This is a genomic window from Amycolatopsis marina (assembly GCF_900111885.1).
Taxonomy (GTDB): Bacteria; Actinomycetota; Actinomycetes; order Mycobacteriales; family Pseudonocardiaceae; genus Amycolatopsis; species Amycolatopsis marina.
Window position 1 is genome coordinate 225,250 of record NZ_FOKG01000008.1, and the last position, 24,198, is coordinate 249,447.

Below are 24,198 nucleotides of genomic sequence, written 5' to 3' on the forward strand. Positions count from 1 at the left end.
TCCCGGGAAAGTGCGGGGTGGGAAACGTTCGGTGCCTGGTCCAGGGCTTGTCCTCTCGCACTTTCCCGGGAAAGTGCGATACTGCGCGTGTGCAAGTACCCGCACTTTCCCGGGAAAGTGCGGTTCTCAGGGGTTCGGGGGGCGCTTGGCGGCCAGATCGAGCACGATCTCCGCCGTGTCGGCATCGGTGATCAGGGTGGACACCATGCCGGAGCGCAGCATGGCGTCGACGGCCTCGGCCTTCGGTGGGCTGTAGCCCAGTGCGATCACCTCGGGGACGCGGAGCAGGTCCTCGGTGCTGATCGCCAGCACGTGGTGGGCGAGCCCGGTGGACATCGGATTTCCGTCGGCGTCGAACAGTCGCGCCGCCACCTCGGCCTTCGCCCCACGCCTCTCGATCGTCAGCCGCTCGGGTTCGGCCACCGCGTCGTACACGGTGGACTCGCCCGGCTGCCACGAACCGATGCTCACGACGGCTTTGGTCAGTTTTCCGAACTGCGCGAAGGTCTCCGCGATGCCCGGCTGGCTACGCAGGATCTCCGTGGTGCGCCGGTCGGGCAGTACCAGCGGGCCGAAGATGGGGTAGGCGTCGCCGCCGGAGACCGCGGCCACCCGCCGGGCTGTCTCCACCGACCGGTCGCGCGCGTCAATTCCGGCCTGCACGCCGCAGAGCTGCACGATCGGGCAGCGGGGCAGCGAGTGCACGAACTCGGCCATCACGTTGACCGAACGAGCCCACGACAGGCCGAGAACATCGTCGGGAGTGACGATCTCGGCGAGCAGGTCGGCGGCAAGGGCGCCGATACGACGGCGGAGTTCCTGCTTGCTCTCCTTCGTCGACGCTCGTTCGAGCACCAGTGCACGACGCAGGCCGTAGGCCGTGCTGATTTCGTCGGACAAGGTCAGCTCGACCGGCGCGGGCAGGTTGAACTCGACTCGCACAAGACCGCTTTCCATTGCCGCATCGAGGATCCTGGCGACCTTGAACCGGCTTATCCCGAACTCCTCCGCGATTTCGATCTTCGATCGGCCCTGCACGTAGAAGCGCCGGGCGATGGAGGCCGCGTGTACGGCGGCATCCGGACCGGTGATGGTGTCAACCAGTCGTATAGCGCTCATATGAGCATCATAACACGAAAAATGCACGAAAGGTTGACGTAACAAGGAGGAAAGTTCTTCAATGCCTGGACATGCGCCGCCACGCATTGGTCTTCAGTGCTCATATGAGCGGACGCAGGAACGCGAACGCAACGAGAGGTGGAGTGGCATGCGCGCCGCGATCATCGATACGCCCGGTTCGATCAGGGTGGGGGACGTGCCCGACCCGAAGCCCGGCGACCGCCAGGTGGTGCTGAAAGTGGGTGCGTGCGGGATCTGCGGTACGGATCTGCACATCGCCGACGGGCACTTCCCACCGACGCCGTATCCGATCGTGCCCGGCCACGAGTTCGCGGGCGAGATCGTCGAACTGGGGGCCGATGTGCCGGGAGGCTGGCAGGTGGGCGACCGCGTTGCCGTGGACCCGTCGTTGTTCTGCGGTTACTGCGGCCCGTGCCGGGCGGGCCACGGCAACCTGTGTGCCAACTGGGGTGCGACCGGTGACACCGTGGACGGCGCGTTCGCCGAGTACGTCGCGGTGCCCGCGGCCAACTGCTACCGGATGCCCGACGAGCTGACCTGGGAGCAGGGCGCGCTGGTGGAACCGGTGTCCTGCGCCGTGCACGGCGTACGCCGGGTCGGCGTGGAAGCCGGTGAGCGCTTCCTCGTGGTGGGTGCCGGCACGATGGGCCTGATCATGCAGCAGTTGCTGCAGCGGGCCGGCGCCGAGGTGACGGTGGTGGACCGCAACACCGCGCGTCTCGGCCGGGCCGCGGAGCTCGGTGCACGCGCGGTGGCGGGCGATGTGGCGGATCTCGACGGCGAACGGTTCGACGCGGCCGCGGACTGCACCGGCGCCGTTCCCGCGATCGAAGCCGCCTTCGACTCGCTGCGCAGGGGTGGCCGGTTGCTGGTCTTCGGGGTGGCCCCGGAGCAGGCACGGGTGGCGCTCTCGCCGTTCCGGATCTACAACGACGAGATCACCGTCGTCGGCTCGATGGCCGTGCTGCACAGTTTCGGTCCGGCGCTGGACCTCGTCGCGTCGGGAGCCATCGACACTGCCGCGCTGCTCACCGACACGCTGCCGCTCGAGCAGTACCCGGAGGCGTTGGAGCTGATGCGCAGCGGCGCCGGGCTGAAGGTTCAGGTCCTGCCGGGAGGGTCCAATGTTTAGGCGGTGTTTCACAAGCGCGCGGCGCGGCGGGCTCGCGGTCGCGCTGGTGGCCGCGCTTGCGCTTTCCGGGTGCGCCGGAGCCGGGGCGTTGGGCGCTGGCGGGCAGACGCTCGTGGTGGCGATCGTGTCCAACCCGCAGATGAACGACGCCATCGAGCTCTCGCACCGGTTCGAGGCCCAGCACCCCGGGGTCGACCTGAAGTTCGTTTCGCTGCCGGAGAACCAGGCCCGGGCGAAGATCACCGCTTCCACCGCCACCGAGGGCGGCGAGTTCGACGTGGTCATGATCAGCAACTTCGAGGCGCCGCAGTGGGCGGCGAACGGCTGGCTGGAGAACCTGCAGCCCTACATCGACGCGCATCCGGAGTACGACGAGGCCGACTTCATCCCGAGCATCAGGGACTCCTTGTCCTATGAGGACTCCATGTACGCGGTGCCGTTCTACGGCGAGTCCTCGTTCGTCACCTACCGCGAGGACCTGTTCGAGCAGGCGGGTCTGACGATGCCCCCGAATCCGACCTGGGAGCAGATCGCCGAGTTCGCCGCGGTGCTCGATGACGACCAGGCCGGAATCGCCGGTATCTGCCTGCGCGGCAAGCCGGGCTGGGGCGAGAGCCTCGCTCCGTTCAACACCGTCGCGAACACCTTCGGCGCACGATGGTTCGACATGGACTGGAACGCGCAGCTGACCTCGCCGGAGTTCACGGCGGCGGCGGAGTTCTACGTGAACCTGATCCGGGAGCACGGCGAGGTGGGCGCCTCCAGCGCTGGCTTCTCGGAATGCGGCAACAGGTACGCGCAAGGGCAGGCGGCGATGTGGTACGACGCGACCGTCATGGCGGGCACCAACGAAAGCCCCTCGGACAGCACCGTGGTGGGCAAGTCGGGTTACGTCCCCGCGCCGGTCGCCGAGACCGAGTCCAGCGGATGGCTCTACACCTGGTCGCTGGCGATGCCGAAGGTCACCGAGCACAAGCAGATCGCCTGGGACTTCATGCGGTGGATGACCGACAAGGATTTCGTCCGGATGATCGGCGAGGAGTTCGGCTGGAACGCCGTCCCGCCCGGCTGCAGGCTCTCCACCTACGAGATTCCGGAGTATCGCGAGGCCGCGAGCGCCTACGCGCAGCCGACGCTGGATGCCATCAAGAAGGCCGACCAGCAGCGCACGATGACCGAACCGGTGCCCTACCCGGGCATCCAGTTCGTCGGCATCCCGGAGTTCCAGGACCTGGGCACCCGGGTGAGCCAGCAACTGTCCGCCGCGATCGCCGGTCAGATCTCCGTCTCCGAAGCGCTGGAGCAGTCGCAGGAGTACGCGGAAACCGTAGGCAAGTCCTATCAGGAGGCACAGTGATGTCCTCGACTTCCACGGCCACGGCAGAACCTCCGAAGGCCGGCCAGAGCTCGCCGGTCACCCGGCACCGCAACACTGATCGCGACCGCCGTGCCGGTGGCTGGCGACGTAGGGCGCCACTGCTGCCCGCGCTGATCTTCGTGATCGCGGTGACCCAGATCCCGTTCCTGCTGACGGTGTTCTACTCGTTCCAGTCCTGGAACCTCGTCCGGCCGGGTTCCCAGCATTTCGTCGGATTCCAGAACTACGTCGACGTCTTCGCCGACAGCCAGTTCCGGGGCGCGCTGTTCAACACGGTGCTGCTCACCGTCGTGTGCGTGTTCGTCGCCATGGGGATCGGACTGGGGCTGGCACTGCTGCTGGACCGCAAGTTCCTCGGCAGGGGAGTGGTCCGGACGCTGATCATCACGCCGTTCCTGATCCTGCCCGCCGCGGGTGCGCTGATCTGGAAGACCACGATGTTCGACCCCGTGTACGGCTTGCTGAACTTCGTGTTCGGTTCCAACACGGATTGGCTCTCGGAGTACCCGCTCGCCTCGGTGATGACCCAGATCGTCTGGCAGTGGACCCCGTTCATGATGCTGCTGATCCTGGCCGGTCTGCAGTCGCAGTCCAAGGAGGTGCTGGAGGCCGCGCAGGTCGACGGGGCGGGGCCGTGGCGCACGTTCGCCTCGATCACGTTGCCACAGCTGAGCCGGTATCTGCAGCTGGCCGCACTGCTGGGGGCGATCTACATCGTCAACAGCTTCGACGCGATCTTCCTGATGACGCAGGGTGGCCCTGGCACCGCCAGCACGAACCTGCCGTTCTACATCTACCAGCGGGCCTTCCAGGGATTCGACATCGGACAGTCGTCGGCGATGGGAGTCGTCGTGGTGATCATGACGTTGATCGTGGCGACCTTCGCGCTGCGCCTGATGTTCCGGGCGTTCTCGGTCAATGAAGGGGTGAAGTGACGATGAGCGTGGCCACCACCAACCGGCTCGGAAAGTCGGCGCTGACGGGAATCACCTGGGTCATCGCGATCCTGTTCGTGTTCCCGGTCATCTGGATGGCGCTGACGGCGTTCAAGCAGGAGTCCGACGCCGCGACCGACCCGCCGAAGCTCTTCTTCACCCCGTCACTGGAGCAGATCGGCGGCATCATCGACCGCGGGTTCCTGCCGTACCTGGGGAACTCGGCGTTCGTGACAGTGCTCTCGACCCTGGCCGTACTCGCGCTCGGCGTACCCGCGGCCTACGCGCTGTCGCTGGCGCCGGTGAAGAACACCAGCAACGCGCTCGGCTTCTTCCTTTCCACGAAGATGCTGCCGGTCGTGGCCGCGATCATCCCGCTGTACGTCATCTCGCAGAACCTCGCGCTGCTGGACAACGTCTGGGCGCTGGTCGTCCTCTACACGGCGATGAACCTGCCGCTGGCGATCTGGATGATGCGGTCGTTCTTCCTCGAGGTGCCGAAGGAGATGATCGAGGCGGGCCGGATCGACGGGGCGAACCTGCCGACGTTGCTGCGGAAGGTGATCCTGCCCGTGGTGGCCCCCGGCATCGCCGCGACGGCACTCATCTGCGTGATCTTCTCCTGGACCGAGTTCTTCTACGCGGTCAACCTCACAGCGGCGCGGGCCGGAACGGTGCCGGTGTTCCTGGTGGGGTTCATCACCAGCGAGGGCCTCTACTGGGCCCAGCTGTCGGCCGCCGCACTGATGGCGTCGCTGCCGGTGATGATCATCGGCTGGTTCGCCCAGAACCACCTGGTCCGAGGCCTGTCCATGGGTGCGGTCAAGTGAACGGCCGCGGCCGGGCCGACATCAGGGCCGGATGACCACCGTCGAAGTGACCTTGTCGTGCAGGCACTGGTACAAGGGACGGTCCCAGAGCAGCCACAGCACGTCCAACAGTCCGCCGAGCGGGACCGCGCGGAGGACGAGCTGGATGCCGAAGCGGCCGAAGGACAGGCCCAGGGACGGGAAGCTGTGCCCGTCGGCGACCCGCACCACGCGGACGCCCACGGCGAGCTTGCCCAGGGTGCCGCCCCATTTCCAGGTGGTGATGACCTCGTAGAGCAGCATGAACAACACGGCCAGCGAAACGAAGACGATCAGGAGAAGCAGGGCCGATCCCTCCGGCTCCCCTAGGTCGCCAGTGAGGCTGGCGAGAGCCACACCCAGGCCGGCCAGCAACCCGGCGCCGATGACCAGGATGAAGAAGTCCAGTACCCGCGCTCCCAACCGCCGCCACGGGCTGGCGATTACGCGCACCGGCACGGGAGCGTCCGGGTGCTGGCCCTCCGGTGTGGACGGCGGCAGGAACACCGGCGCACCGGGGGCCTGGCCGTAGTACGGCTGCTGGGCGTAGGGCTGCTCGGCGTACGGGGGCTGGCCGCCTTCGGGCGACGGTGGAAAGCTCGGCAGTGTCACGGTGACTCCTCGAGGGACATAATTGGTCTCGCGGGCGGTGCGAGAATGCCACACCGGCCCGTCGCCCGCGGGTATATCCCCCGTGCCGGGGCCTTGCCGATCAGTCGACCGCGGTGGTCATCGCCTCGAAGTTCGCGCGGTACTGGTTGTAGATGGCTTTGATGTTCGTCTGGATCATGGCCTCATCGTTACGTCGAAGCGACGTGTGGTTGAAGTTGGGGCTGCCGGTGAATACGCGTACCGCGTGTGGGTCACCGTCGAACTCGCCTTCGATGAGCAGGTACTTCGAGTGCAGGCGTCCGGGGAGCGAACCGGAATCGTTGAGTTCGTGCAACTGGATGGCCGGTTCCGCCGACAACACGTCACGGACGCCCTCGTCCATCAGTCCGTGCACGATGGAAACAGAGCATCCCTGGCCGGCCAGGTCCGCCAGTCGTTCCGCGATGGCGATCCGGGAAGTGTCCCATTCGGACATTCCGATGCGAATGCTCGTATCGCTTCCGCAGCCCGCTTTGGCCAGGTTCTCCACGATCGGATCGCCCGTGGCGCGCGGGAAGAAGTATGCCTTGACGAAGCCACCGCGCATGCCGGTGGTCACCTCTCGGTAGTAGTCGTCCGAGCGGCGCTCGGCAGCGAGGTCGTCGAAGTACGAGCCATAGGCGTTGTACAAGCGAGAGTTGCCCACCAGGGTGGTCGCGTTGTTCCAGTACGTCGTCGAGTTCAGGTTCGTGAAGTTGGCCGAGGACTGAACGACCACCTCGGACTCGCCGCCCGTTCGGGAGAACAGATAGAACTTGTTGTGTTGCCCCTTTGTGCCGATACATGCGGCGGTGTTGCCCTCGGGGGAGCGACCGGTACAGACATGCAGCCAGGAACGCGCGGACTTGTCGGTGCCGAGTTCACTCCGCAGGGCGTCTACGGCAGGGTTGTCGACCTGCCAGCCGTCCAGCACGAGCTGGACGTCGACATCGCGGCGGTGTGCCTGGAGGAGTTCGGTCGCGAAGTCCATGCCGGCGCCGCCCGAGATGACGAAGTGCGCGATCCGGATACGGGAACCGCTGGGCGCCTGGTGCACGAGACCGCAGATCTGGCGCACTATCGCTGTCGGGTCCCCGGCGGCCGGATTGTTGAAAACGGCGCCGGTCTGCACGGGCGCGGCCGGTGCGTCGCGACACGGTCGGTCGGTTTCTGTGGCAACAGCCGCGCCGGTGGGCGCGGCAGTGATCGTCAGCGCGAGCAGGACCGAACACAGCAATGGCTTGATTCTCATGGGCACTTCCTTCTTTTCGGGGCAACCATGCCCGAGGTTCGACAACGGAGCACCAACGCTCGATGAAGTGTGGTGGCTGATTGATCGGCGAGATCACTCGTTGAGCCAGGCGAACACAGGAGGAGCGCGCTGGCCTCCGCTCTCGCAAGGAGATGCGGAGAGGTTGGGTTAACGTTCACGTTAACGCTAATGTCGGCGCCCTCCAGACGCTACTCCGCGCGCTTCTTGCTCGTCAAGACGTGTTCGAGGGAGGGATCGAAGGCATCCGAAGACCGACCGTTGACGAGATCCCGGCGAGAAGTTAGCGTTCACGCCACGACGGAGTTAGCGCTCACGTTAACGTTAATCTCCACGTTGCGACGTTCTCCTTAGGAGTTGAAACCTTGGGTTCCCCTGACGACGCGGCCATCGCCGGACACCTACGTCGAGCCATGCTCGACGCGGACCCGGCCCTGTCCCGCTTCAATCCGCTGTCTCGCATCCTCGTGTTCGATCAGTTCAACACAGGTACGAACGGCTGGACCGAGTTGATCGGCAATCATGACGGAGCGGGAAATCTCGACACCGTCGACGATCACATGCGTGACTTCCGGCCTCCGCAGCTGAGTTCCTGCACGTTCTTCGACGTTGGTACCCACGGTGCGATGACGGGCACCTACGCACTCAAGGTCGCCACGCGCCCGGTCGCGGGGCACACCGCGGTGGCCATCCGCCGGCTAACGATGGCGCGTAAGGGCCGAGTGCAGTTCGAGACCTACTTCACCTACAAGTCCGAGGCGGCGTCCACCGAGAACCAGGCGGCCAACCAGGCCGGTGCGGGCGATTGGGATGGCAACATCCACCCCTCGGAACAGCAGTTCGGCGCCCTCACCGTCGCGACGGACATCTGTGACGACAGGGGAGTGCGATACCACTGCGTGGCGCGGTATCAGAACACCGACCTCGACAACCAGTTCACCCGGCGCTGGATGTACCCGGTGGTTCCGGAGCCCACACCTCGCGAGCACCTCGAGGGCAAGGTCAAACTCGGCCCCACCGCCGATTTCACGGCCCCCAACCCGGAGGACTGGCGAAGCCTCGGCGAGCCGCAGTCGCTCTGCTACAACGAGGTTCCGACCAAGGTCAACTGGCACTACCTGCGCTGGCAGATCGACACCGAGTCGCAGCGCAACGTCGAACTGCAGATCAACGACCGCATTTACGACATGAGCGACGTGCCCGTCCCCGCTTACGCGGAGCGTTACGACTCCCTCGACAATCTGCTCAACTTCTACGTCAGCGCTCGAACACACACCAATGTCAGGAACTTTCTCTTCCTGGACTCGGTTCTCGTGTCGGTGGATTGGTAGGTCTACATGCGACAGTCACAAGCCGCGGTACTCGAACGCTATCGAACGTTCGAGGGCGATTTCGTCACCGAGCCCTACGAGGCCGGCTGGGCATCTGAGGCGCGCTGGTTCGTGCAGGTGCTGAGTTCTGACCAACCAGACACGAAACTCGTGCTCACCACACAGGTGTCCCCGGACGGGCTGAATTGGTGTGACGCCGAGAATCCGCCACAGGTCGCCGAGGGCGAGGGAATGGTGTCATGGCCGGTACGGGAGTTCGGTCAGTGGTTGCGTATCAGGGGATCTGTCCAGGGGGACGAAGGATCAGTGAAGGTTCTGATCTACCTCACGCTCAAAAGCTGAGCATAGGAGATTCACATGGCACCCAGCTACAACCGGAGAAGCTTTCTCAAGATCAGCAGCATGGGGCTGGCGAGCGCCTACCTCGCCGGCTGCAGTGTTGGCGGAGGCGACCAGCGGACCGCCGAGCAGGCGCTCCGGGCCGCGTTCGTCCAACCCATCAACGACCTCGACCCGCATGGTCCGAGCAGCGTCGACGAGAGCACCCTCCTCGCCGGGCGGCTGATCTACGACACACTGATCCGCCGCAACGGTGAGGAACTCGAGGCCGGAGTCGCTACCACGTGGGAGCAGTCCGACCCGAACACCTGGGTTTTCACCCTGCGCGACGACGTCAAGTTCCACGACGGCAACCCGCTGACCGCACGCGATGTGAAGGCGTCGCTCGAACGGGTCAAGGAAGCCGGAACGGCACAGTCGGCACTGTGGACCTCTGTGTCGTCCATCGAGGCGCCGGATGAGCACACGCTGCGGATCACTACCGACGAGCCACTGGGCACCATGGCGGTGAACCTCACGCTGATGTTCATCCTGCCCGCGGACAAGATGGACACCGAAGGGTTCTTCCGCAAGCCGATAGGCAGTGGTCCGTTCCGGGTCGAGTCGTTCACCCCTTCCGACGTCCTCGAACTTGCCGCGGTGGAACACTGGAGCGGAAAGCCGAAGCTCGCCAACGTCTCGCTGCCTTACATCCCGGAGACGTCGAGCCAGATCACCGCGTTGCGCACTGGCGACCTCGGTGCGCTTTGGCCGATTCCCCCGGACCAGCTGCGCGAACTGGAGGGTGTCGACGGGGTACGGCTGGAAACCGTGCCCAGCTATGTCTACTACTTCAACTGGTTCAACTGTGGACGGCCGCCCTTTGACGATCCGCGCGTCCGCAGGGCGATGTGGCGCGCTGTGGACGTCGCCGGGATCGTCCGGAATCTCTTCGGCGCGGGCGCGGAGGTGATGACCGCGCCGATTCCGTCCACCGTGTTCGGCCACGCCGAACAGGAGGCCTATTCCTACGATCCCGATGCGGCGAAGCAGGAACTTGCCGAGGCGGGACTCGGTGACGGATTCCGTACGTCCGTCATGTGGTTCAGCGACACCGGGCCGCTGGCCGACGGGCTCGCGCAGGCCATGATCTCGGACTGGGCGAAGATCGGGGTCACGGTGGAGCCGCAGAGCGTCGAGAAGGCCGAATGGTTGCGCCGTCTCAACGCCAAGGAGTTCGATATGGACCTCCAGACCAACACCGTGACCACCGGCGACGCCGACTTCACGCTGGGCAGGTTGTACGACTCCAAGGCCGACCGGATGGGGTACAGCAACCCGGACCTCGACTCGATACTGCGGCAGGCACACGAGGACTCCGATCGAGCACGGCGCGGCGAGCTCTACAGTCAGGCCTGCAAGATCATCTGGGAGGATGCCGTTGGCATCTTTCCGGCAGCGCTGATCAGTACCTACGGTCTTCGTGACACTATCGACGGTTTCGAGCCTGCGCCGAGTAATCAGCCCGATCTTCGTGGCGTAACGCTCACCAGCTGAGGAGGGGCAGATGGCGGAGGCGCGACGGGTGACACTGAAGGACATCGCCAAGTCGTTGGGTGTCTCGGTCAACACCGTATCCCGTGCACTGACCGGTAAGGACAGTGTCGGTGAGGAGACGCGGGCTCGGATCAAGGCGGAGGCGGACCGGCTCGGCTACGTCCCCAACTCCATGGCACGTTCGCTTGTGCTCGGGTCCGCGATGACTCTCGGCCTGGTCATCACCAATCCGTCGAACCCCTTCTACGCCCAGCTCATCAGCACAATCGAGCAACGAGGCCGGATCCATGGCTATTCGCTCATGCTGTTGGTTACCGAGGAGAGCCCGCAAGGCGACCAGGCTGCCGCGGAGACACTGCTGCGGTGGGGTGTCGACGGTGCGCTCGTCGTGCCCGTGCAGGGTGATGGCGAGCACTGGGACAGGCTCAACGAGTCGGGGGTCCCGGTGGTCTGCCTCAATCGCGGCTTTCCCTCACTGGAGCTGGATTTCATCGGCGTCGACTACGAGCGCAGCGCGTACGAGGCCGCACTGCACCTGATCGACGGGGGCGCGCGTACGTTGTGCCTGCTGGAGGAGGATCTGCCGATCTCGCCAGTCGCGGATCGCATCACCGGGTTCCGTCGGGCGCTCGCCGAATCCGGTATCTCACCCACTGTCGACCCGGTGGTCGCGGTCCCGACGCGGCGTCAGGAATCGCTCGCACTGCCGTGGGAACCGGCCGACGCGTACCGCTTGGCGCAGCAGATCGTGCGGGGCCGCGATCTTCCGGACGCGATCATGGTCGGCAACGACTACTTCGCTCTCGGGGTGTACCGGGCATTGACGGAGGCCAGCCTGCACGTCGCCGACGACGTACTTGTCGGGGGTTTCGGTGACCATCCCTTCGCGGCCTATCTCAACCCGGCGCTGACGACCGTTCGCCTGCCCGCAGCCGAGATCGGGACATCCGCGGTCGACCTGTTGCTCCGACGGGTGAAGGGTGACGGCAGCCAGGAGCGGGCGGAGAAACAAAGGCTGCCCGCAAGGCTCGTCGAACGAGCGTCGAGCCGAGCCGGAAGAAGTGCTTCCACATGATCATCTATCTCGCCCGCAGGCTGGCGCAGTCGGTGCTCCTGATCTTCGGCGCCATCACCATCGTGTTCCTGGTACTTCGTGTCATTCCAGGAGATCCGGCTTCGCTCATCCTGGGCAGCCAGGCAAGCCGCGAGGAACTGGAGTCGCTGCGGCAAGAAATGGGGCTCAGTGACCCTTTGCTGGTGCAGTACGTGCGGCATCTCGGTGAAGTCGTGCTGCTCGATTTCGGCGAGTCCTGGCGCCTCAGTGCCGACGCTTTCAGCAGTGTCGTCGACCGGCTGCCCGCCACTCTGACCCTGGCCGGATACGCGCTGGTGCTGACCCTGCTCATCGGTTTCCCGTTGGGCATCTATGCGGCCAAGCACACAGGTCAGGCCGTAGACCGGGTTGTCTCCTACCTCTCGCTGACCGGACAGGCACTGCCGTCGTTCTGGGTCGGCATCATGCTCGTGCTGATCTTCTCGCGGATGCTCGATATTTTGCCCAGTACCGCTGACGGGACACCCCTCGCGCTGGTGCTGCCCGCCTTCACACTCGCACTACCGTTTCTCGGCTGGCTTGCGCGCCTCGTTCGCAACGGCACGCTGGAGGAGTTGGGCAAGGACTACGTGCGCACCGCTCGATCGAAGGGGCTCTCGGAGCGGGTGGTATTCAACATTCACGTTCTGCGCAACACGCTGACGCCGGTGGTGACGGTGCTGGGGCTGGTGATCGGCAACTTCATCGCCGACGCGGTCATCATCGAGCAGGTGTTCGCCTGGCCGGGCATCGGTTCGTTGATGATCGAGTCCATCGTCAACCGCGACTATGCGGTGGCGGAGGCGGCCATCATCCTGATCGCGGTGTTCTACATCGGACTCAACCTGCTGGTTGACGTCCTGTACTTCGCCCTCGATCCGAGAATCACGCTGGAGACGGTATGAAGTCGAAGGCCGCGATGTTCGCGGGTTCGGTCCTGGCGCTGTTCGTCCTGATGGCCGTATTCGGGCCCCTGCTGATCCCTTACGACAGTGTGTCCACCGGCGTGGCCGACCGACTGCTGGCGCCGGGGAGTGAACGGTCCGACGGGAGCCTCGCGTTGCTGGGCACCGACCAGCTCGGCAGGGACGTGCTCGCACAGGTCATCGCAGGCTCGCGGGTGTCGCTGCTGGTAGGTGTCACGGTTGTGGTCGTGGGAGGGCTACTCGGCCTCGTGCTCGGTCTGCTCGCGGGCTACTACGGTGGCTGGCTCGACTCGGTCATCTCCCGGATCGGCGATATGCAACTGGCGTTTCCCAGCATTCTTCTGGCGATCCTGCTCGCGGGTGCGCTCGGGCCGAGTCTGCTGAACGTCATCATCGCGCTGGCGGTGACCAGATGGGTCATTTTCGCCCGAGTGGTTCGTGGTTCCACGCTCTCAACCCGAAACCGGGAATTCGTGGATTCCGCGCGGGTGATGGGTGCGAGTGATTCGCGCATCATGGCCCATTACATCTTCCCGTCGTGCCTGCAGCCGTTGCTGGTGGCCGCGACGGTTCAGATCGGGCTGACCATGGTCGCCGAGGCGGCATTGAGCTTCCTCGGCCTCGGTGTGCCCATCGACCAGGCCTCGTGGGGATCGACCATCGCCAACGGTCGTGACTACCTGGCATCGGCGTGGTGGATCGCGGCTATCCCGGGAATCGCTCTGACCCTGGTGGTGGTCTGCATCGGGCTGCTCGGGGACGCGGCACGCGACAGTAGCGACAAGTCGAACGAAGTGGTGATCCGATGAGCGCGTTGCTCGACGTTTCCGGGCTCGTGGTCGCGTTCGGCGATGTGCCGACGGTCCGCGGCGTTTCATTCGCTGTCGAGAAAGGACAGACGCTCGCGATCGTTGGTGAGTCCGGCAGCGGCAAGAGTCTCAGTTCACTTGCGGTGCTCGGACTGCTGCCGCCACAGGCGCGAGTCACCGCGGGTGACATCCGCTGGGAAGGTCAGGATCTGCTCGCTCTCGGCGACACCGAAATCCGGCGGCTGCGCGGCGAGCAACTCGCGATGATCTTCCAGGATCCGTTGAGCGCGCTCAACCCTTCGCTGACGGTGGGATACCAGATCGCGGAGATGTTCCGTCGTCGCCGCGGAATGCGCCGGAGACAGGCCAGAGCACAGGCGATCGAGGCGATGACCGAGGTGGGTATTCCGGACGCAGGCCAACGGTTCGGCGCATACCCGCACGAGTTCTCCGGGGGTATGCGGCAGCGCGTGATGATCGCGATCGCTCTCGCGCTCGAGCCGAAGCTGCTCATCGCGGACGAGCCGACCACCGCGCTCGACGTCACGGTGCAGGCACAGGTTCTGCGACTCCTGCGCCGACGGCAGAGCGAGGGTCTTTCCATGATCATCATCAGTCACGACCTCGGTGTCGTGGCCCGAACCGCGCAGTCGGTCGTGGTGATGTACGCCGGGCAGGCGGTGGAGACCGGCACCGTCGCCGATGTGTACCCCGCGCCCGCCCATCCCTACACGGTGGGGCTGATGGCGGCCAGTCCGTCCGCAAGAGACGGTCGCAGGGAGGTGCTCCCCATTGAGGGGTATCCACCCGACATCGCGACCCTGCCCAGCGGGTGTGTGTTCCATCCCCGTTGTCCGTTCGCCCGGGAACGGTGTCGGGTCGAAGAGCCGGCGTTGCGTGAGGTGGCACCGGGCCGCAGCAGTGCGTGTCATTACGCGGAGGAGGTGCTCACCAGTGGAGCGGAACTCGACCACGCCGGTGCTTGAGCTCGTTGACCTGGTCGCGGGTTACCGGCTTAGGCAGGGACTGCTCGGCAGCCGTCGGGACGTACGCGCCGTGGCTGGAGTGAGTTTGTCGGTCAACGAGGGGGAGACCCTTTGCCTGGTGGGCGAATCCGGATGCGGCAAGTCGACTGTCGCCAGGACGGTGGTGAATCTGCTCCGCCCCTTCTCCGGAGAGGTGCGGTTCGAGGGCGCCGACATCACCGGTATGGGCAAGCAGGACCTGCGAGCCATGCGGCAGCAGGTGCAGCTCGTGTTCCAGGACCCGTACGCCTCGCTCAACCCCCGTATGACCGTCCGTGAACTGCTTACCGAAGCATGGCGGATTCACCCGGGGATCGTGGAGCGACAGCACTGGGACACCGAAGTGGACAGCCTTCTGGAACGCGTCGGGCTCAATCCCGCGCATGCCTCGCGGTACCCGCATCAGTTCTCCGGCGGGCAGCGGCAGCGAATCTGTATCGCCAGGGCGCTGTCCGTTCGGCCTCGGCTCATCGTGTGCGACGAGGCCGTGTCCGCGTTGGACGTGTCCATCCAGGCGCAGATCCTTACGCTGCTCAAACAACTGCAGGACGATCTCGGTGTCGCGTACCTGTTCATCACCCACGACCTCGGGGTCGTCCGGCATTTGGCCGATCGGGTCGCGGTGATGCAACTGGGCACCATCGTCGAGACGGGCGACACGGAGCAGATCTACGAACGACCCGCGCACCCGTATACGCAGGCGTTGCTGTCCGCGGCACCGAGCGTCGACGACTGGCGAGAGCAGACGAGCGACGAGATTCTGTTGGCGGGGGACGCGCCCTCTCCACTCAACCCGCCGTCGGGCTGCCGCTTCCATCCTCGATGCTGGAAGGCGCAGGATATCTGCGGCATCGACGAACCCGCACTCGTGCACCGGGACACCGACCACCCCGTCGCCTGCCATTTCGCTTCGGCGGACGCCGGGGTGGGGCCGGTGTTCAGCTGATCAGACGCCCAGTGGGTGCCAGACGGTCTTTGCCTCCAGGTAGCGGCGCAGGCGGGCGATGTCCGGACGCTGTGTCCAGTCGGGTTCCTCGGCCGGGACGTCGAGCACCCGCTTGACCGTGCCCGCCGCGTCCCGTGCCAGGTCGGCCCGCGCCTCGACATCGGCGCCGGTGGGGTCCAGCGCGTTGACGTCGCCGTGCGAGGCCAGCCACGACCCCAGCTCGGCGGCCCTGCCGGTCAGGATGTTCACCACCCCGGCCGGCACGTCCGACGTGGCCAGCACCTCGGACAGGGTGATCGCTGGCAGTGGCCGCTGCGCGCTGGTGACCACGACGGCCGTGGAGCCGGTGGCGAGCACCGGAGCGAGCACGCTCACCAGGCCGAGCAGCGAGGACCGCTGCGGCGCGAGGACCGCCACCACCCCGGTCGGTTCGGGGACGGTGAACGAGAAATACGGCCCCGCCACCGGATTCGCCGAACCCAGCACCGCCGTGATCTTGTCGGTCCAGCCCGCGTACCAGACCCAGCGGTCGATCGCGGTGTCCACAACGGACTGTGCCTTGCGGTCGGGAAGACCTTCCGAAGCCGCGACCTCGGCGGCGAACTGTTCCCTGCGGCCCTCCAGCACCTCCGCCACCCGGTACAGCACCTGACCGCGGTTGTACGCCGTGGCGCCGGACCAGCCGGGGAACGCCTTGCGGGCGGCGACCACCGCGTCACGGACGTCCTTGCGGGATGCGTGCGCGGCGTTGGCGAGGAAGGTGCCCTTGTTGTCGGTCACGGGGTAGACCCGGCCGGACTCCGAGCGCGGGAACTTCCCGCCGATGAACAACTTGTAGGTCTTCGCGACCGAAATCCTGTTGCTGTCAGGCATTGAGGTAAGCCTCCAGACCGGCGCGCCCGCCCTCGCGGCCGAACCCCGATTCCTGGTAGCCGCCGAACGGTGCGGCGGGATCGAAACGGTTGAACGTGTTGGCCCACACCACGCCCGCGCGCAGCTGGTTGGCCATCCACAGGATGCGGGAGCCCTTCTCGGTCCAGATGCCCGCGGACAACCCGTACGGCGTGTTGTTCGCCTTGGTGACCGCCTCGTCCGGTGTCCGGAAGGTCAGCACGGACAGCACCGGGCCGAAGATCTCCTCGCGGGCGATGCGCATCGACTGCTGGACGTCGGAGAAGACGGTGGGAGCGAAGAAGAATCCGCGTTCGGGCAGCGGGCAGGAACTGGTCCAGCGCTGCGCGCCCTCGGCGTCACCGGCCTCCACCAGTTCCCGGATCTTGGTGAGCTGCTCGACGGAGTTGATCGCGCCGATGTCGGTGTTCTTGTCCAGCGGGTCACCCAGACGCAAGGTGGAGACGCGGTAGCGCAGTTTCTCCAGCAGTTCGTCCGCGATGGACTCCTGCACCAGCAGCCGCGACCCGGCACAGCAGACGTGGCCCTGGTTGAAGAAGATGCCGTTCACGATGCCCTCGACGGCCTGGTCCAGCGGTGCGTCGTCGAACACGACGTTCGCGGCCTTCCCACCGAGTTCGAGGGTGAGCCGCTTCGGTGTGCCCGCCACCGAGCGCTGGATCAGCTTGCCGACGTCGGTCGATCCGGTGAAGGCGATCTTGTCGATGCCCGGGTGGTTCACCAGTTCCGCACCGATGTCCCCGGCACCCGGCACGATGTTGACCACGCCGGGCGGCAGCTCCGCCTGCTGGCAGATCTCCGCGAACACCAGTGCGGTGAGCGGAGTGGTCTCGGCAGGCTTGAGCACCACCGTGTTCCCGGTGGCCAGCGCGGGCGCGATCTTCCACGCCAGCATCAGCAACGGGAAGTTCCACGGGATGATCTGCCCGGCCACACCCAGCGGGCGTGGGTCGGGACCGAGGCCCGCGTAGTCGAGCTTGTCGGCCCAGCCCGCGTGATAGAAGAAGTGTGCCGCTGCCGTGGGTACGTCGGAGTCGCGCGACTCCTTGATCGGCTTGCCGTTGTCCAGGGTTTCCAGGACCGCGAGTTCGCGGGAGCGTTCCTGGATCAGCCGGGCGATACGGAACAGGTACTTCGCCCGCTCGCTGCCGGGCATCCGGCCCCAGACCTTGTCGTAGGCCTTGCGGGCGGCCTGCACTGCTTTGTCCACATCGGACACCGACGCGGTCTCGATCTCGGCCAGGACTTCTTCCGTCGCCGGGTTGATCGTCTTCAGCGGCTCACCGGAGCCCTCGACGAACTGTCCGCCGATGAACGGGCGGTAGTGCGGCTTGAGATTGGCGATGTCCCTGGATTCGGGCGCGGGGGCGTACTCGAACGGTGATTCAGTCATGTCAGTCCAGGGTCACGTAGTCGGGGCCGCTGTAGTGGCCGTCGAGCTGGGTGCGTCGCTGCAACAGCAGGTCGTTGAGCAGGCTGGAAGCGCCGAACCGGAACAGGTCCGGGGTCAGCCACTGCGGGCCCGCCACCTCGTGCACGGCGACCAGGTAGCGGATCGCGTCCTTCGTGATGCGGATGCCGCCCGCGGGCTTGACCCCGCGCAACTCGCCGGTGCTCCTGTGCCAGTCGTGCACGGCCTGCAGCATCACGTGCGTGACCGGCAGGGTGGCGGCTGGGGAGACCTTGCCGGTGGAGGTCTTGATGAAGTCGCCCCCGGCCAGCAGCGCGAGCCAGGAAGCGCGGCGCACGTTGTCGTAGGTGGCGAGTTCGCCGGTCTCCAGGATGACCTTCAGGTGCGCGTCGCCGCAGGCAGCCTTGATGGTCCGGATCTCGTCGAACACCTGTCCGTAGCGGCCCTCGAGGAACGCGCCCCGGTCGATCACCATGTCGATCTCGCTCGCACCGGCATCCACGGCCAGTGCGACGTCGGTGAGCTTGACCTGCTGCGAGGAGCGGCCGGAGGGAAACGCGGTGGCCACGCTCGCCACCGCGATGCCGGTCCCGGCCAGGGCCTCGACCGCGACGCGGGCGAGGTCCGGGTACACGCACACGGCCGCGACCGGCGGGGTGTCCGGGTGATCCGGGTCGGGCCTGCGGGCCTTCGCGGCCAGCGCGCGGACTTTGCCGTGGGTGTCGGCGCCTTCCAGCGTCGTGAGGTCGACCATCGAGATGGCGGTGTCGATCGCCCAGCGTTTGGCGGCCTTCTTGATGCTGCGGGTGGCCAGGCCTGCGGCGCGTTGTTCCACGCCCACCTGGTCGACACCGGGCAGCCCGTGCAGGAACCTGCGCAGGCTCGCGTCGTCGCGGATGGCGTCGGCGAGCTCGGCAGGCAAGGTAGCTGTTGCCATGGGTCGAGCGTAACCGCCAGGTCAGCCGCCCAGTTCCTTCGGCGTCTTACGGGGCTTGCGGATGACGGTCACCGCACCCCAGAACGCGAGCCCGTTCACGGTCACGACCGGTGCGTCGGCAGGTGGGACGGCGAGGTCGCCGCGTTCCTTTGTCTCGAATGCGCCCATGAAACCGATGCCGGTGACGTCGACGATGACGTCGTCCGGGACGACGATGTCGATACCCGCCATGATCGCCACGGCCGTGATGGTGACGTGCTGCTCGGCGAACCGGGCCTGACGCAGGTCGATCTTCACCTCGCCCCAGAAGGCGACGCTGTTGTGCTGGCGCGGGACCACCCAGCTGCCCTTGCGGGTCGCGCCGGACATCACCGCGATCGAACTCGTCGATCCCGGGGTGCCGCCGACGCGAGTCTCGGGGGATCGGCTGAAAGCGGGCTGCACGGTGGCGCCAGGGGTGCCGGCGTCGGGCAGATCGGCGGTGACAGGCTCCAGTTCGCCGAGCGTTTTCGCTGAGTAGACGGTGTTCAGCCGCTCTTCGAGCTCAGCCATCGTGATGCGGCCTTCGCTCATCGCCTGCTGCAGGATCCGGGCGACATGCTCACGGTCGGTGTCGGAGGCGCGGAACTGCTTACGGTCGGGCATGCCGGACAACTCACTCACCCGGCGAGCGTAGCGCGCATGCGCGGTGAGGTGGGCGGAATGGGGACATCGTTGGTGGAGGCAGTCGCTTCTGTGGGGCGAACGACCGGCACGCTCGCCGACCGGGCCGGGCTACGGTCTCGTCGTGCGCGGATGCAGGATTCACGCACGATCACTAGGAAATCGCGATTTGCCACCCTTTGTCTTGAACAATTGTAACCAAGGAGATTTATGTTTTCACTCCACTCCAAAGGAAAACGGCTCGCGTCGTTCATGGCGTCGGCGATACTCGCATTGGGGATAGTGGTCGGAAGCGGTGGAATGTCGACCGCCGGCGCTGACACGATCAGGCCCTACCTCGGCTGGTCGGAGAGCGGGGGCTATTGTTACGGTACGTGGTCGAAATACGTCGGGACGCGGACCTACAACCCGAAGACGCACAGCGTCACGCGGCTGAAGAGGACCGAGACGACGTCGAGCAGCATGACGAAGATCTACAACCAGAACGGTGTACGTAAAGCCAGGGTGTACGAGGCGTGCAGGAATGGCGGCCTCACCCGCAGCTTCAGTCCTTCGGTCTATAAGCATCGGTCCATCAAGGTCAGCTACGTCTGCTGGAGCGGCCGGTGCAGCATCACCAGCAGGATCTACGGCAGCTGGCTGAATGGCACTGGCACGCCGAAGTAACGGATGGCGCTGGTAACTCGAATTCTTGTCAACCAAGGAGATCCATGTCTTCAATTCGTCGCGTGATCCGCAAAGCGGCTGTCCCTGCCCTCGGTGCGGTGCTGGCTTTCAGCTTCGCCGTCACCACCGCCACGCCGGCTGCGGCCAGCGGCTCCTACAGCGGCAGGGCGTACGTCTACGGCAGTGGCTCGGTAAACAACGACTTTGACAACGAGGGCGTCGTCAATGTCAGAACGCACCGCTATTCGAACGTCACCTGTCTGTGGCAGACCGTTCTTTGGGCACATGGCTACCTGCCCTCGTCCGGGGTCGATGGCGTCTTCGGTGACCGAACTGACGCCGCTACGAGGAAATTCCAGGCAGACAAGGGCCTCGTCGCGGACGGCTCCGCCGGTCGGAACAGTTGGGCAAAGGCAGGAAACAGGATCAGGCAGCACGACAACCAGAATGGGTGGCTGTTTGTGGTCTATGACGGCCACAAGGGCTCCAGGAGCCAGTACAGCTCACATGATTTCGTGTTGCAACGTTCACCCAGCGGGAACTACAGGTTCTACCCGCCCGGGACGAACGACATTCCCTGGGCGTCTTACAACTCCCGCACCTGCTGACCTCGCCGGAGTGTCGGTCCGCGCTGCGAGGATCGCGGTATGGATGAGGACAACCGGCACCCGGACCACTCACTCAGCAGGCAGCACATCTCCGACGCCGTCAGCGACTTGGGCTGGCGGTACGTTCTGGCGAGCCTGCAGACCTACGTGCGCGTGGGCTCCCTGACGGAGGCGGCCGAGGTCGCCGCGCGCGTGGTTGCTGTCGCGGGCGGCGATCTCGGCGAGCACCTGAGCGCCGATCTCCGCAGGGACCGGCTGGTCCTGTCGTTGCAGTCGGCGTACACCGAATCAGTGACCGCGTCCGACATCGACCTCGCGCGCCGGATCTCCGCCCTCGTCGCTGACCTCGGACTGCGTACCGACGCCAACGCCGATGCCGGGACCCGCGCCGTGCAGGTGCTGGAACTCGCGATCGACGCCCTCGACATCCCGTCGATCCGCCCGTTCTGGAAGGCGGTCCTCGGCTATCGGGACGAAGCCTCTGGCACGGCGCTCGTGGACCCGGCCGGGCAGCAACCGGCTGTCTGGTTCCAGCAGATGACCGAGCCGAGGCCACAGCGCAACCGAATCCATGTGGACATCTCTGTGCCGCACGACGCGGCGCAGAGCCGAATTGCGGAAGCGCTCGCGGCGGGAGGCGAACTGAAGTCCGGCGCGGCGGCTCCCGCGTTCTGGATCCTGGCCGACGCCGAAGGCAACGAGGCGTGCATCACGACCTGGCAGGGCCGCGACGGCTAGCGGTGGTGCGGTAATTCGTCGACGAATTACCGGTGGGGGCGAGCCGGGACCTGGAGCGGCTGGGACGGGCCGGGTATTGACGGCTACGGTGGTCCGCTATGGACGTGCACGTTGTCGATCACCCGCTGGCGAAGGCCAGGCTCTCCACCATGCGCGATGCGCGAACTGACAGCGCGGCCTTCCGGGCGGCACTGCACGAGCTGACCGTGATGCTGGTGTACGAGGCCACGCGCGATTTCCCCGTCCGCACCGAGCGCATCCACACGCCGGTCGCCCTCACCGACGCCTATCGACTGGCGACCCCACCGCTGCTCGTGCCGGTACTGCGCGCCGGGCTCGGCATGGCCGACCAGGCGCACAAGCTGATCCCGGATGCGCGGATGGGCTTCGTCGGCCTGGCCCGTGATGAGGAGACGTTGCAGCCGACGCCGTACATGGAGTCGCTGCCCGACAGCCTCGCCGACCAACCGGTGATGGTGCTCGACCCGATGCTGGCGACCGGCGGCTCGATGGAGTTCACCATCCGGCTGCTGGTGGAGCGCGGGGCGACCGACGTCACGGCGGTGTGCGCGCTGGCGGCCCCGGAGGGGATCGAGTTGCTGCGTGAGTCCGGGCTGCCGCTGCGCGTGGTCACCGCGAGCATCGACGAGCGCCTGAACGACTCCGGCTTCATCGTCCCCGGCCTCGGCGACGCGGGTGACCGCCAGTACGGCGCGCGCTGAGCGTTCGCCGTTACTCGCGAAGCCAGCCCCGCGCGTTGGCGCGCAGGGCCGATTCGTACGCGCCGGAGGCGCTGAACTCCGGGGGCAGGTTGCCGTTGAGTTCCAGTGAGACGAGTCCGTGGGTGAAACCCCAGCAGCTCACGGCGATCACCTCGGCGGGGTGGTCGGCGAGCACGCCTCGCGCGAGGCCGTCCCGGACGATCTCCAGCAGGGGGTCGAGGGTCGAGGCGGCCAGCCTTCCCGCCTCCTCGTTGGGCTCGAAGCCGGGGACCGCCTTGGTGAACATGATCGAGTACAGGTGCGGGTCGGCTTTCGCGCTGGTGCGGTAGACCTTGCCGAGCTCGATCAGGTCCTCGATGGTGTCACCGGTTCTGGCCACCGCGCACATCCGGCCCGCGAACCGCCGGAATCCCTCCAGGTACAGCGCGTTCACCAGGTCCGGCTTGCTGCCGAACAGCGAGTACACCGCGGTGGTGGACGTGTCGACGTCGGCGGCCAGTTTCCGCAGGCTCAGTGCCTTGGGGCCCTCGGCGGAGAGCAGTTCGCCCGCGCGGTCGAGCAACCGCAGTCGCAGAGCGTCGTCGTGGATTTTGGGACGAGCCATCGGACCAGAATATCGCAACACTGTTACCAAACAACTCGGGCCAAAAACTCGCGTTTGACCTGGAGCGCACTCCAGGTCGTAGTGTCGCTTCATGAGCTACTCGATAGCGGAAGCCGCGCGACGTAGCGGACTGTCGATCGACACTCTCCGGTACTACGAACGCATCCAGTTGCTGGAGCCACCCGACCGGGACCCCGCGGGCCGCAGGGCCTACTCGGACACCGACCTGGTGTGGCTGGAGTTCCTGACGAAGTTGCGCACCACCGGCATGCCCATCCGGCGTATGCGCGAGTACGCCTCCCTGCGCAGGCTCGGCACTGCGAGTGCGGGCAGGCGTAAGGCGATCCTGCAGGAGCAGCGGGTTGCCGTGCTGGAAAGGATCGCCGAACTCCGGTCCTGTTTGGACGTGCTCGAATACAAGATCGATAACTACGAGAAGATCGAATGTGCGATGGCCGACGTGCTCGACAGTGAGCCGCAAGGGGTGTCGGCGTGAACGAGATCGAGGGGACAGGCGTGGGAGAGCGGACAGTGCAGGCGCGCAGGCTCGGCAAGTTGGAGGTCAGCGCGCAGGGCCTCGGCTGCATGGGGATGAGCGAGTTCTACGGCGAGACCGACGACACCGAATCCATCGCCACGATTCACCGCGCACTGGAGCTCGGCGTGACGCTGTTGGACACGGCGGACATGTACGGCTTCGGTCGCAACGAGAAGCTCGTCGGCCGCGCGATCGCCGATCGGAGGGACCGGGTGGTACTGGCCACCAAGTTCGGCATCGTGCGGGACGAGAACGACCCGTCCACGCGTGGCATCCGTGGAGACGCCGCCTACGTTCGTCAGGCCGCCGAGGCCTCGTTGCGCAGGCTGGGCGTCGATCACATCGACCTCTACTACCAGCACCGGGTGGACCCGGACGTCCCGATCGAGGAGACGGTGGGGGTGATGGCCGAACTCGTCGCGGAGGGCAAGGTGCGCCACCTCGGGCTCTCCGAGGCGGGCGCGGAGACCATCCGCAGGGCGCACGCCGTGCACCCGATCGCCGCCGTGCAGACCGAGTGGTCGCTGTGGTCACGCGACATCGAGGACGAGGTCGTGCCCACCTGCCGGAAACTCGGGATCGGCGTCGTGCCGTACTCCCCGCTCGGACGCGGCTTCCTCACCGGCCGGTTCACCTCCCGCGCCGACTTCGGCGACGGCGACTACCGGCAGGAGGTCCAGCCGCGCATGGCCGAGGGCAACCTGGAGCGCAATCTGGCGATCGTCGACGCCCTGCGCGAACTGGCCACCCGCAAGGGCGTCACCGCGGGGCAGCTCGCCCTCGCCTGGGTGCAGCACCGGGGTGACGACGTCGTCCCGATTCCGGGGACCAAGCGGCGCCGGTACCTGGAGGAGAACGTCGCCGCGACCGGCATCGAGCTGTCCGGGGCCGAGCTCGCCGAGATCGAGACCGCGGTGCCCGCCGAGGCCGTGGCGGGCGAGCGCTATCCCGAGGCTGCGATGAAACTGCTCGGCCGGTAGTCACGCCGAGCGCCTCGGTGAGGTCGGACTCGCGGGTCACGACACTTTCCCGGGAAAGTGCGATACGTCCCTGGGGATATG

The 24,198-nt window shown here is 66.1% G+C and carries 26 protein-coding genes; 18 read left to right on the forward strand and 8 right to left on the reverse strand.

The features are described from left to right. Positions 1 to 126 precede the first annotated feature (126 nt). Positions 127 to 1,119 (reverse strand): sugar-binding transcriptional regulator, encoded by a 993-nt coding sequence (locus BM199_RS15560; RefSeq protein WP_091673920.1) that lies wholly within the window; start codon positions 1,117 to 1,119, stop codon positions 127 to 129. 148 nt (positions 1,120 to 1,267) lie between these two features. Here BM199_RS15560 and BM199_RS15565 point away from each other — a divergent pair, with 148 nt between their 5' ends. Genes BM199_RS15565 through BM199_RS15580 form a run of 4 tightly spaced genes read left to right on the forward strand, consistent with a single transcriptional unit; the run spans position 1,268 to position 5,415 of the window. Next, positions 1,268 to 2,272 carry a zinc-dependent alcohol dehydrogenase family protein gene (locus tag BM199_RS15565; RefSeq protein WP_091673921.1) on the forward strand — a complete coding sequence of 335 codons (1,005 nt, stop codon included), beginning with the start codon at positions 1,268 to 1,270 and terminating at the stop codon, positions 2,270 to 2,272. Beyond that, positions 2,265 to 3,629, forward strand: coding sequence for an ABC transporter substrate-binding protein (locus tag BM199_RS15570; protein ID WP_091673922.1), 1,365 nt, complete (start codon positions 2,265 to 2,267; stop codon positions 3,627 to 3,629). The genes BM199_RS15565 and BM199_RS15570 overlap by 8 nt, the downstream gene beginning before the upstream one ends. Next, on the forward strand, positions 3,629 to 4,585 hold the full coding sequence (locus tag BM199_RS15575; protein ID WP_091673923.1) for a carbohydrate ABC transporter permease: 957 nt from the start codon (positions 3,629 to 3,631) through the stop codon (positions 4,583 to 4,585). Before BM199_RS15570 ends, BM199_RS15575 begins: the two co-directional genes overlap by 1 nt. A gap of 2 nt (positions 4,586 to 4,587) precedes the next feature. Then, entirely contained in the window at positions 4,588 to 5,415 is an 828-nt protein-coding gene (locus tag BM199_RS15580; RefSeq protein WP_091673924.1) for a carbohydrate ABC transporter permease, read from the forward strand. 21 nt (positions 5,416 to 5,436) lie between these two features. Here BM199_RS15580 and BM199_RS15585 read toward each other — a convergent pair whose 3' ends face one another. Both BM199_RS15585 and BM199_RS15590 read right to left on the reverse strand, forming a co-directional pair. After that, positions 5,437 to 6,045 carry an RDD family protein gene (locus BM199_RS15585; RefSeq protein WP_143101837.1) on the reverse strand — a complete coding sequence of 203 codons (609 nt, stop codon included), beginning with the start codon at positions 6,043 to 6,045 and terminating at the stop codon, positions 5,437 to 5,439. Positions 6,046 to 6,145: 100 nt separating this feature from the next. Continuing rightward, on the reverse strand, positions 6,146 to 7,315 hold the full coding sequence (locus BM199_RS15590) for a phospholipase D-like domain-containing protein (protein ID WP_091673926.1): 1,170 nt from the start codon (positions 7,313 to 7,315) through the stop codon (positions 6,146 to 6,148). Between the two features lie 383 nt (positions 7,316 to 7,698). Between BM199_RS15590 and BM199_RS15595 the strand changes: the two genes are divergently transcribed. Genes BM199_RS15595 through BM199_RS15630 form a run of 8 tightly spaced genes read left to right on the forward strand, consistent with a single transcriptional unit; the run spans position 7,699 to position 15,338 of the window. Continuing rightward, positions 7,699 to 8,664 carry a DUF6772 family protein gene (locus BM199_RS15595; protein ID WP_091673927.1) on the forward strand — a complete coding sequence of 322 codons (966 nt, stop codon included), beginning with the start codon at positions 7,699 to 7,701 and terminating at the stop codon, positions 8,662 to 8,664. 6 nt (positions 8,665 to 8,670) lie between these two features. Beyond that, positions 8,671 to 9,006: a hypothetical protein gene (locus tag BM199_RS15600; RefSeq protein ID WP_091673928.1), complete on the forward strand. Its 336-nt coding sequence runs from the start codon at positions 8,671 to 8,673 to the stop codon at positions 9,004 to 9,006. A gap of 15 nt (positions 9,007 to 9,021) precedes the next feature. Next, positions 9,022 to 10,539: an ABC transporter substrate-binding protein gene (locus tag BM199_RS15605; protein ID WP_091673929.1), complete on the forward strand. Its 1,518-nt coding sequence runs from the start codon at positions 9,022 to 9,024 to the stop codon at positions 10,537 to 10,539. A 10-nt stretch (positions 10,540 to 10,549) separates the two neighbouring features. Next, positions 10,550 to 11,614 (forward strand): LacI family DNA-binding transcriptional regulator, encoded by a 1,065-nt coding sequence (locus tag BM199_RS15610; protein WP_091673930.1) that lies wholly within the window; start codon positions 10,550 to 10,552, stop codon positions 11,612 to 11,614. Then, entirely contained in the window at positions 11,611 to 12,537 is a 927-nt protein-coding gene (locus BM199_RS15615; protein ID WP_091673931.1) for an ABC transporter permease, read from the forward strand. The genes BM199_RS15610 and BM199_RS15615 overlap by 4 nt, the downstream gene beginning before the upstream one ends. Beyond that, positions 12,534 to 13,367 (forward strand): ABC transporter permease, encoded by an 834-nt coding sequence (locus BM199_RS15620; protein WP_091673932.1) that lies wholly within the window; start codon positions 12,534 to 12,536, stop codon positions 13,365 to 13,367. Before BM199_RS15615 ends, BM199_RS15620 begins: the two co-directional genes overlap by 4 nt. Further along, on the forward strand, positions 13,364 to 14,353 hold the full coding sequence (locus BM199_RS15625; protein WP_091673933.1) for an ABC transporter ATP-binding protein: 990 nt from the start codon (positions 13,364 to 13,366) through the stop codon (positions 14,351 to 14,353). The genes BM199_RS15620 and BM199_RS15625 overlap by 4 nt, the downstream gene beginning before the upstream one ends. Further along, on the forward strand, positions 14,322 to 15,338 hold the full coding sequence (locus tag BM199_RS15630; protein WP_091673934.1) for an ABC transporter ATP-binding protein: 1,017 nt from the start codon (positions 14,322 to 14,324) through the stop codon (positions 15,336 to 15,338). Before BM199_RS15625 ends, BM199_RS15630 begins: the two co-directional genes overlap by 32 nt. On the opposite strand, the gene BM199_RS15635 is transcribed toward BM199_RS15630, so the two are convergent. From BM199_RS15635 to BM199_RS15650, 4 genes are read right to left on the reverse strand one after another with little or no spacing between them, the layout of a single operon-like run. Next, positions 15,339 to 16,211 (reverse strand): aldehyde dehydrogenase family protein, encoded by an 873-nt coding sequence (locus BM199_RS15635; RefSeq protein WP_091673935.1) that lies wholly within the window; start codon positions 16,209 to 16,211, stop codon positions 15,339 to 15,341. Continuing rightward, positions 16,204 to 17,643, reverse strand: coding sequence for an aldehyde dehydrogenase family protein (locus tag BM199_RS15640; RefSeq protein ID WP_091673936.1), 1,440 nt, complete (start codon positions 17,641 to 17,643; stop codon positions 16,204 to 16,206). Before BM199_RS15640 ends, BM199_RS15635 begins: the two co-directional genes overlap by 8 nt. Before the next feature lies 1 nt (position 17,644). Next, entirely contained in the window at positions 17,645 to 18,598 is a 954-nt protein-coding gene (deoC, locus tag BM199_RS15645) for a deoxyribose-phosphate aldolase (RefSeq protein ID WP_091673937.1), read from the reverse strand. Positions 18,599 to 18,619: 21 nt separating this feature from the next. Further along, the gene (locus BM199_RS15650; RefSeq protein WP_425425530.1) at positions 18,620 to 19,261 is read right to left on the reverse strand and encodes a DUF1707 SHOCT-like domain-containing protein; all 642 of its coding nucleotides are present in this window, start codon (positions 19,259 to 19,261) and stop codon (positions 18,620 to 18,622) included. 210 nt (positions 19,262 to 19,471) lie between these two features. Between BM199_RS15650 and BM199_RS15655 the strand changes: the two genes are divergently transcribed. The 4 genes from BM199_RS15655 to upp all read left to right on the forward strand — a co-directional run bounded on the left by BM199_RS15655 (position 19,472) and on the right by upp (position 21,995). Then, positions 19,472 to 19,927 (forward strand): hypothetical protein, encoded by a 456-nt coding sequence (locus tag BM199_RS15655; RefSeq protein WP_091673939.1) that lies wholly within the window; start codon positions 19,472 to 19,474, stop codon positions 19,925 to 19,927. Between the two features lie 44 nt (positions 19,928 to 19,971). Continuing rightward, positions 19,972 to 20,535 (forward strand): peptidoglycan-binding domain-containing protein, encoded by a 564-nt coding sequence (locus tag BM199_RS15660; protein ID WP_091673940.1) that lies wholly within the window; start codon positions 19,972 to 19,974, stop codon positions 20,533 to 20,535. Positions 20,536 to 20,574: 39 nt separating this feature from the next. Continuing rightward, positions 20,575 to 21,273, forward strand: coding sequence for a VOC family protein (locus BM199_RS15665; RefSeq protein WP_091673941.1), 699 nt, complete (start codon positions 20,575 to 20,577; stop codon positions 21,271 to 21,273). A 98-nt stretch (positions 21,274 to 21,371) separates the two neighbouring features. Further along, positions 21,372 to 21,995, forward strand: coding sequence for a uracil phosphoribosyltransferase (upp, locus tag BM199_RS15670; protein ID WP_091673942.1), 624 nt, complete (start codon positions 21,372 to 21,374; stop codon positions 21,993 to 21,995). Between the two features lie 10 nt (positions 21,996 to 22,005). Here the strand turns inward: upp and BM199_RS15675 are convergent, their stop codons facing one another. Beyond that, positions 22,006 to 22,599, reverse strand: coding sequence for a TetR/AcrR family transcriptional regulator (locus BM199_RS15675; protein WP_091673943.1), 594 nt, complete (start codon positions 22,597 to 22,599; stop codon positions 22,006 to 22,008). A gap of 91 nt (positions 22,600 to 22,690) precedes the next feature. Here BM199_RS15675 and BM199_RS15680 point away from each other — a divergent pair, with 91 nt between their 5' ends. Beyond that, positions 22,691 to 23,095 (forward strand): MerR family transcriptional regulator, encoded by a 405-nt coding sequence (locus BM199_RS15680; RefSeq protein WP_091673944.1) that lies wholly within the window; start codon positions 22,691 to 22,693, stop codon positions 23,093 to 23,095. Positions 23,096 to 23,184: 89 nt separating this feature from the next. After that, on the forward strand, positions 23,185 to 24,117 hold the full coding sequence (locus BM199_RS15685; RefSeq protein ID WP_091674017.1) for an aldo/keto reductase: 933 nt from the start codon (positions 23,185 to 23,187) through the stop codon (positions 24,115 to 24,117). Positions 24,118 to 24,198: the final 81 nt, after the last annotated feature.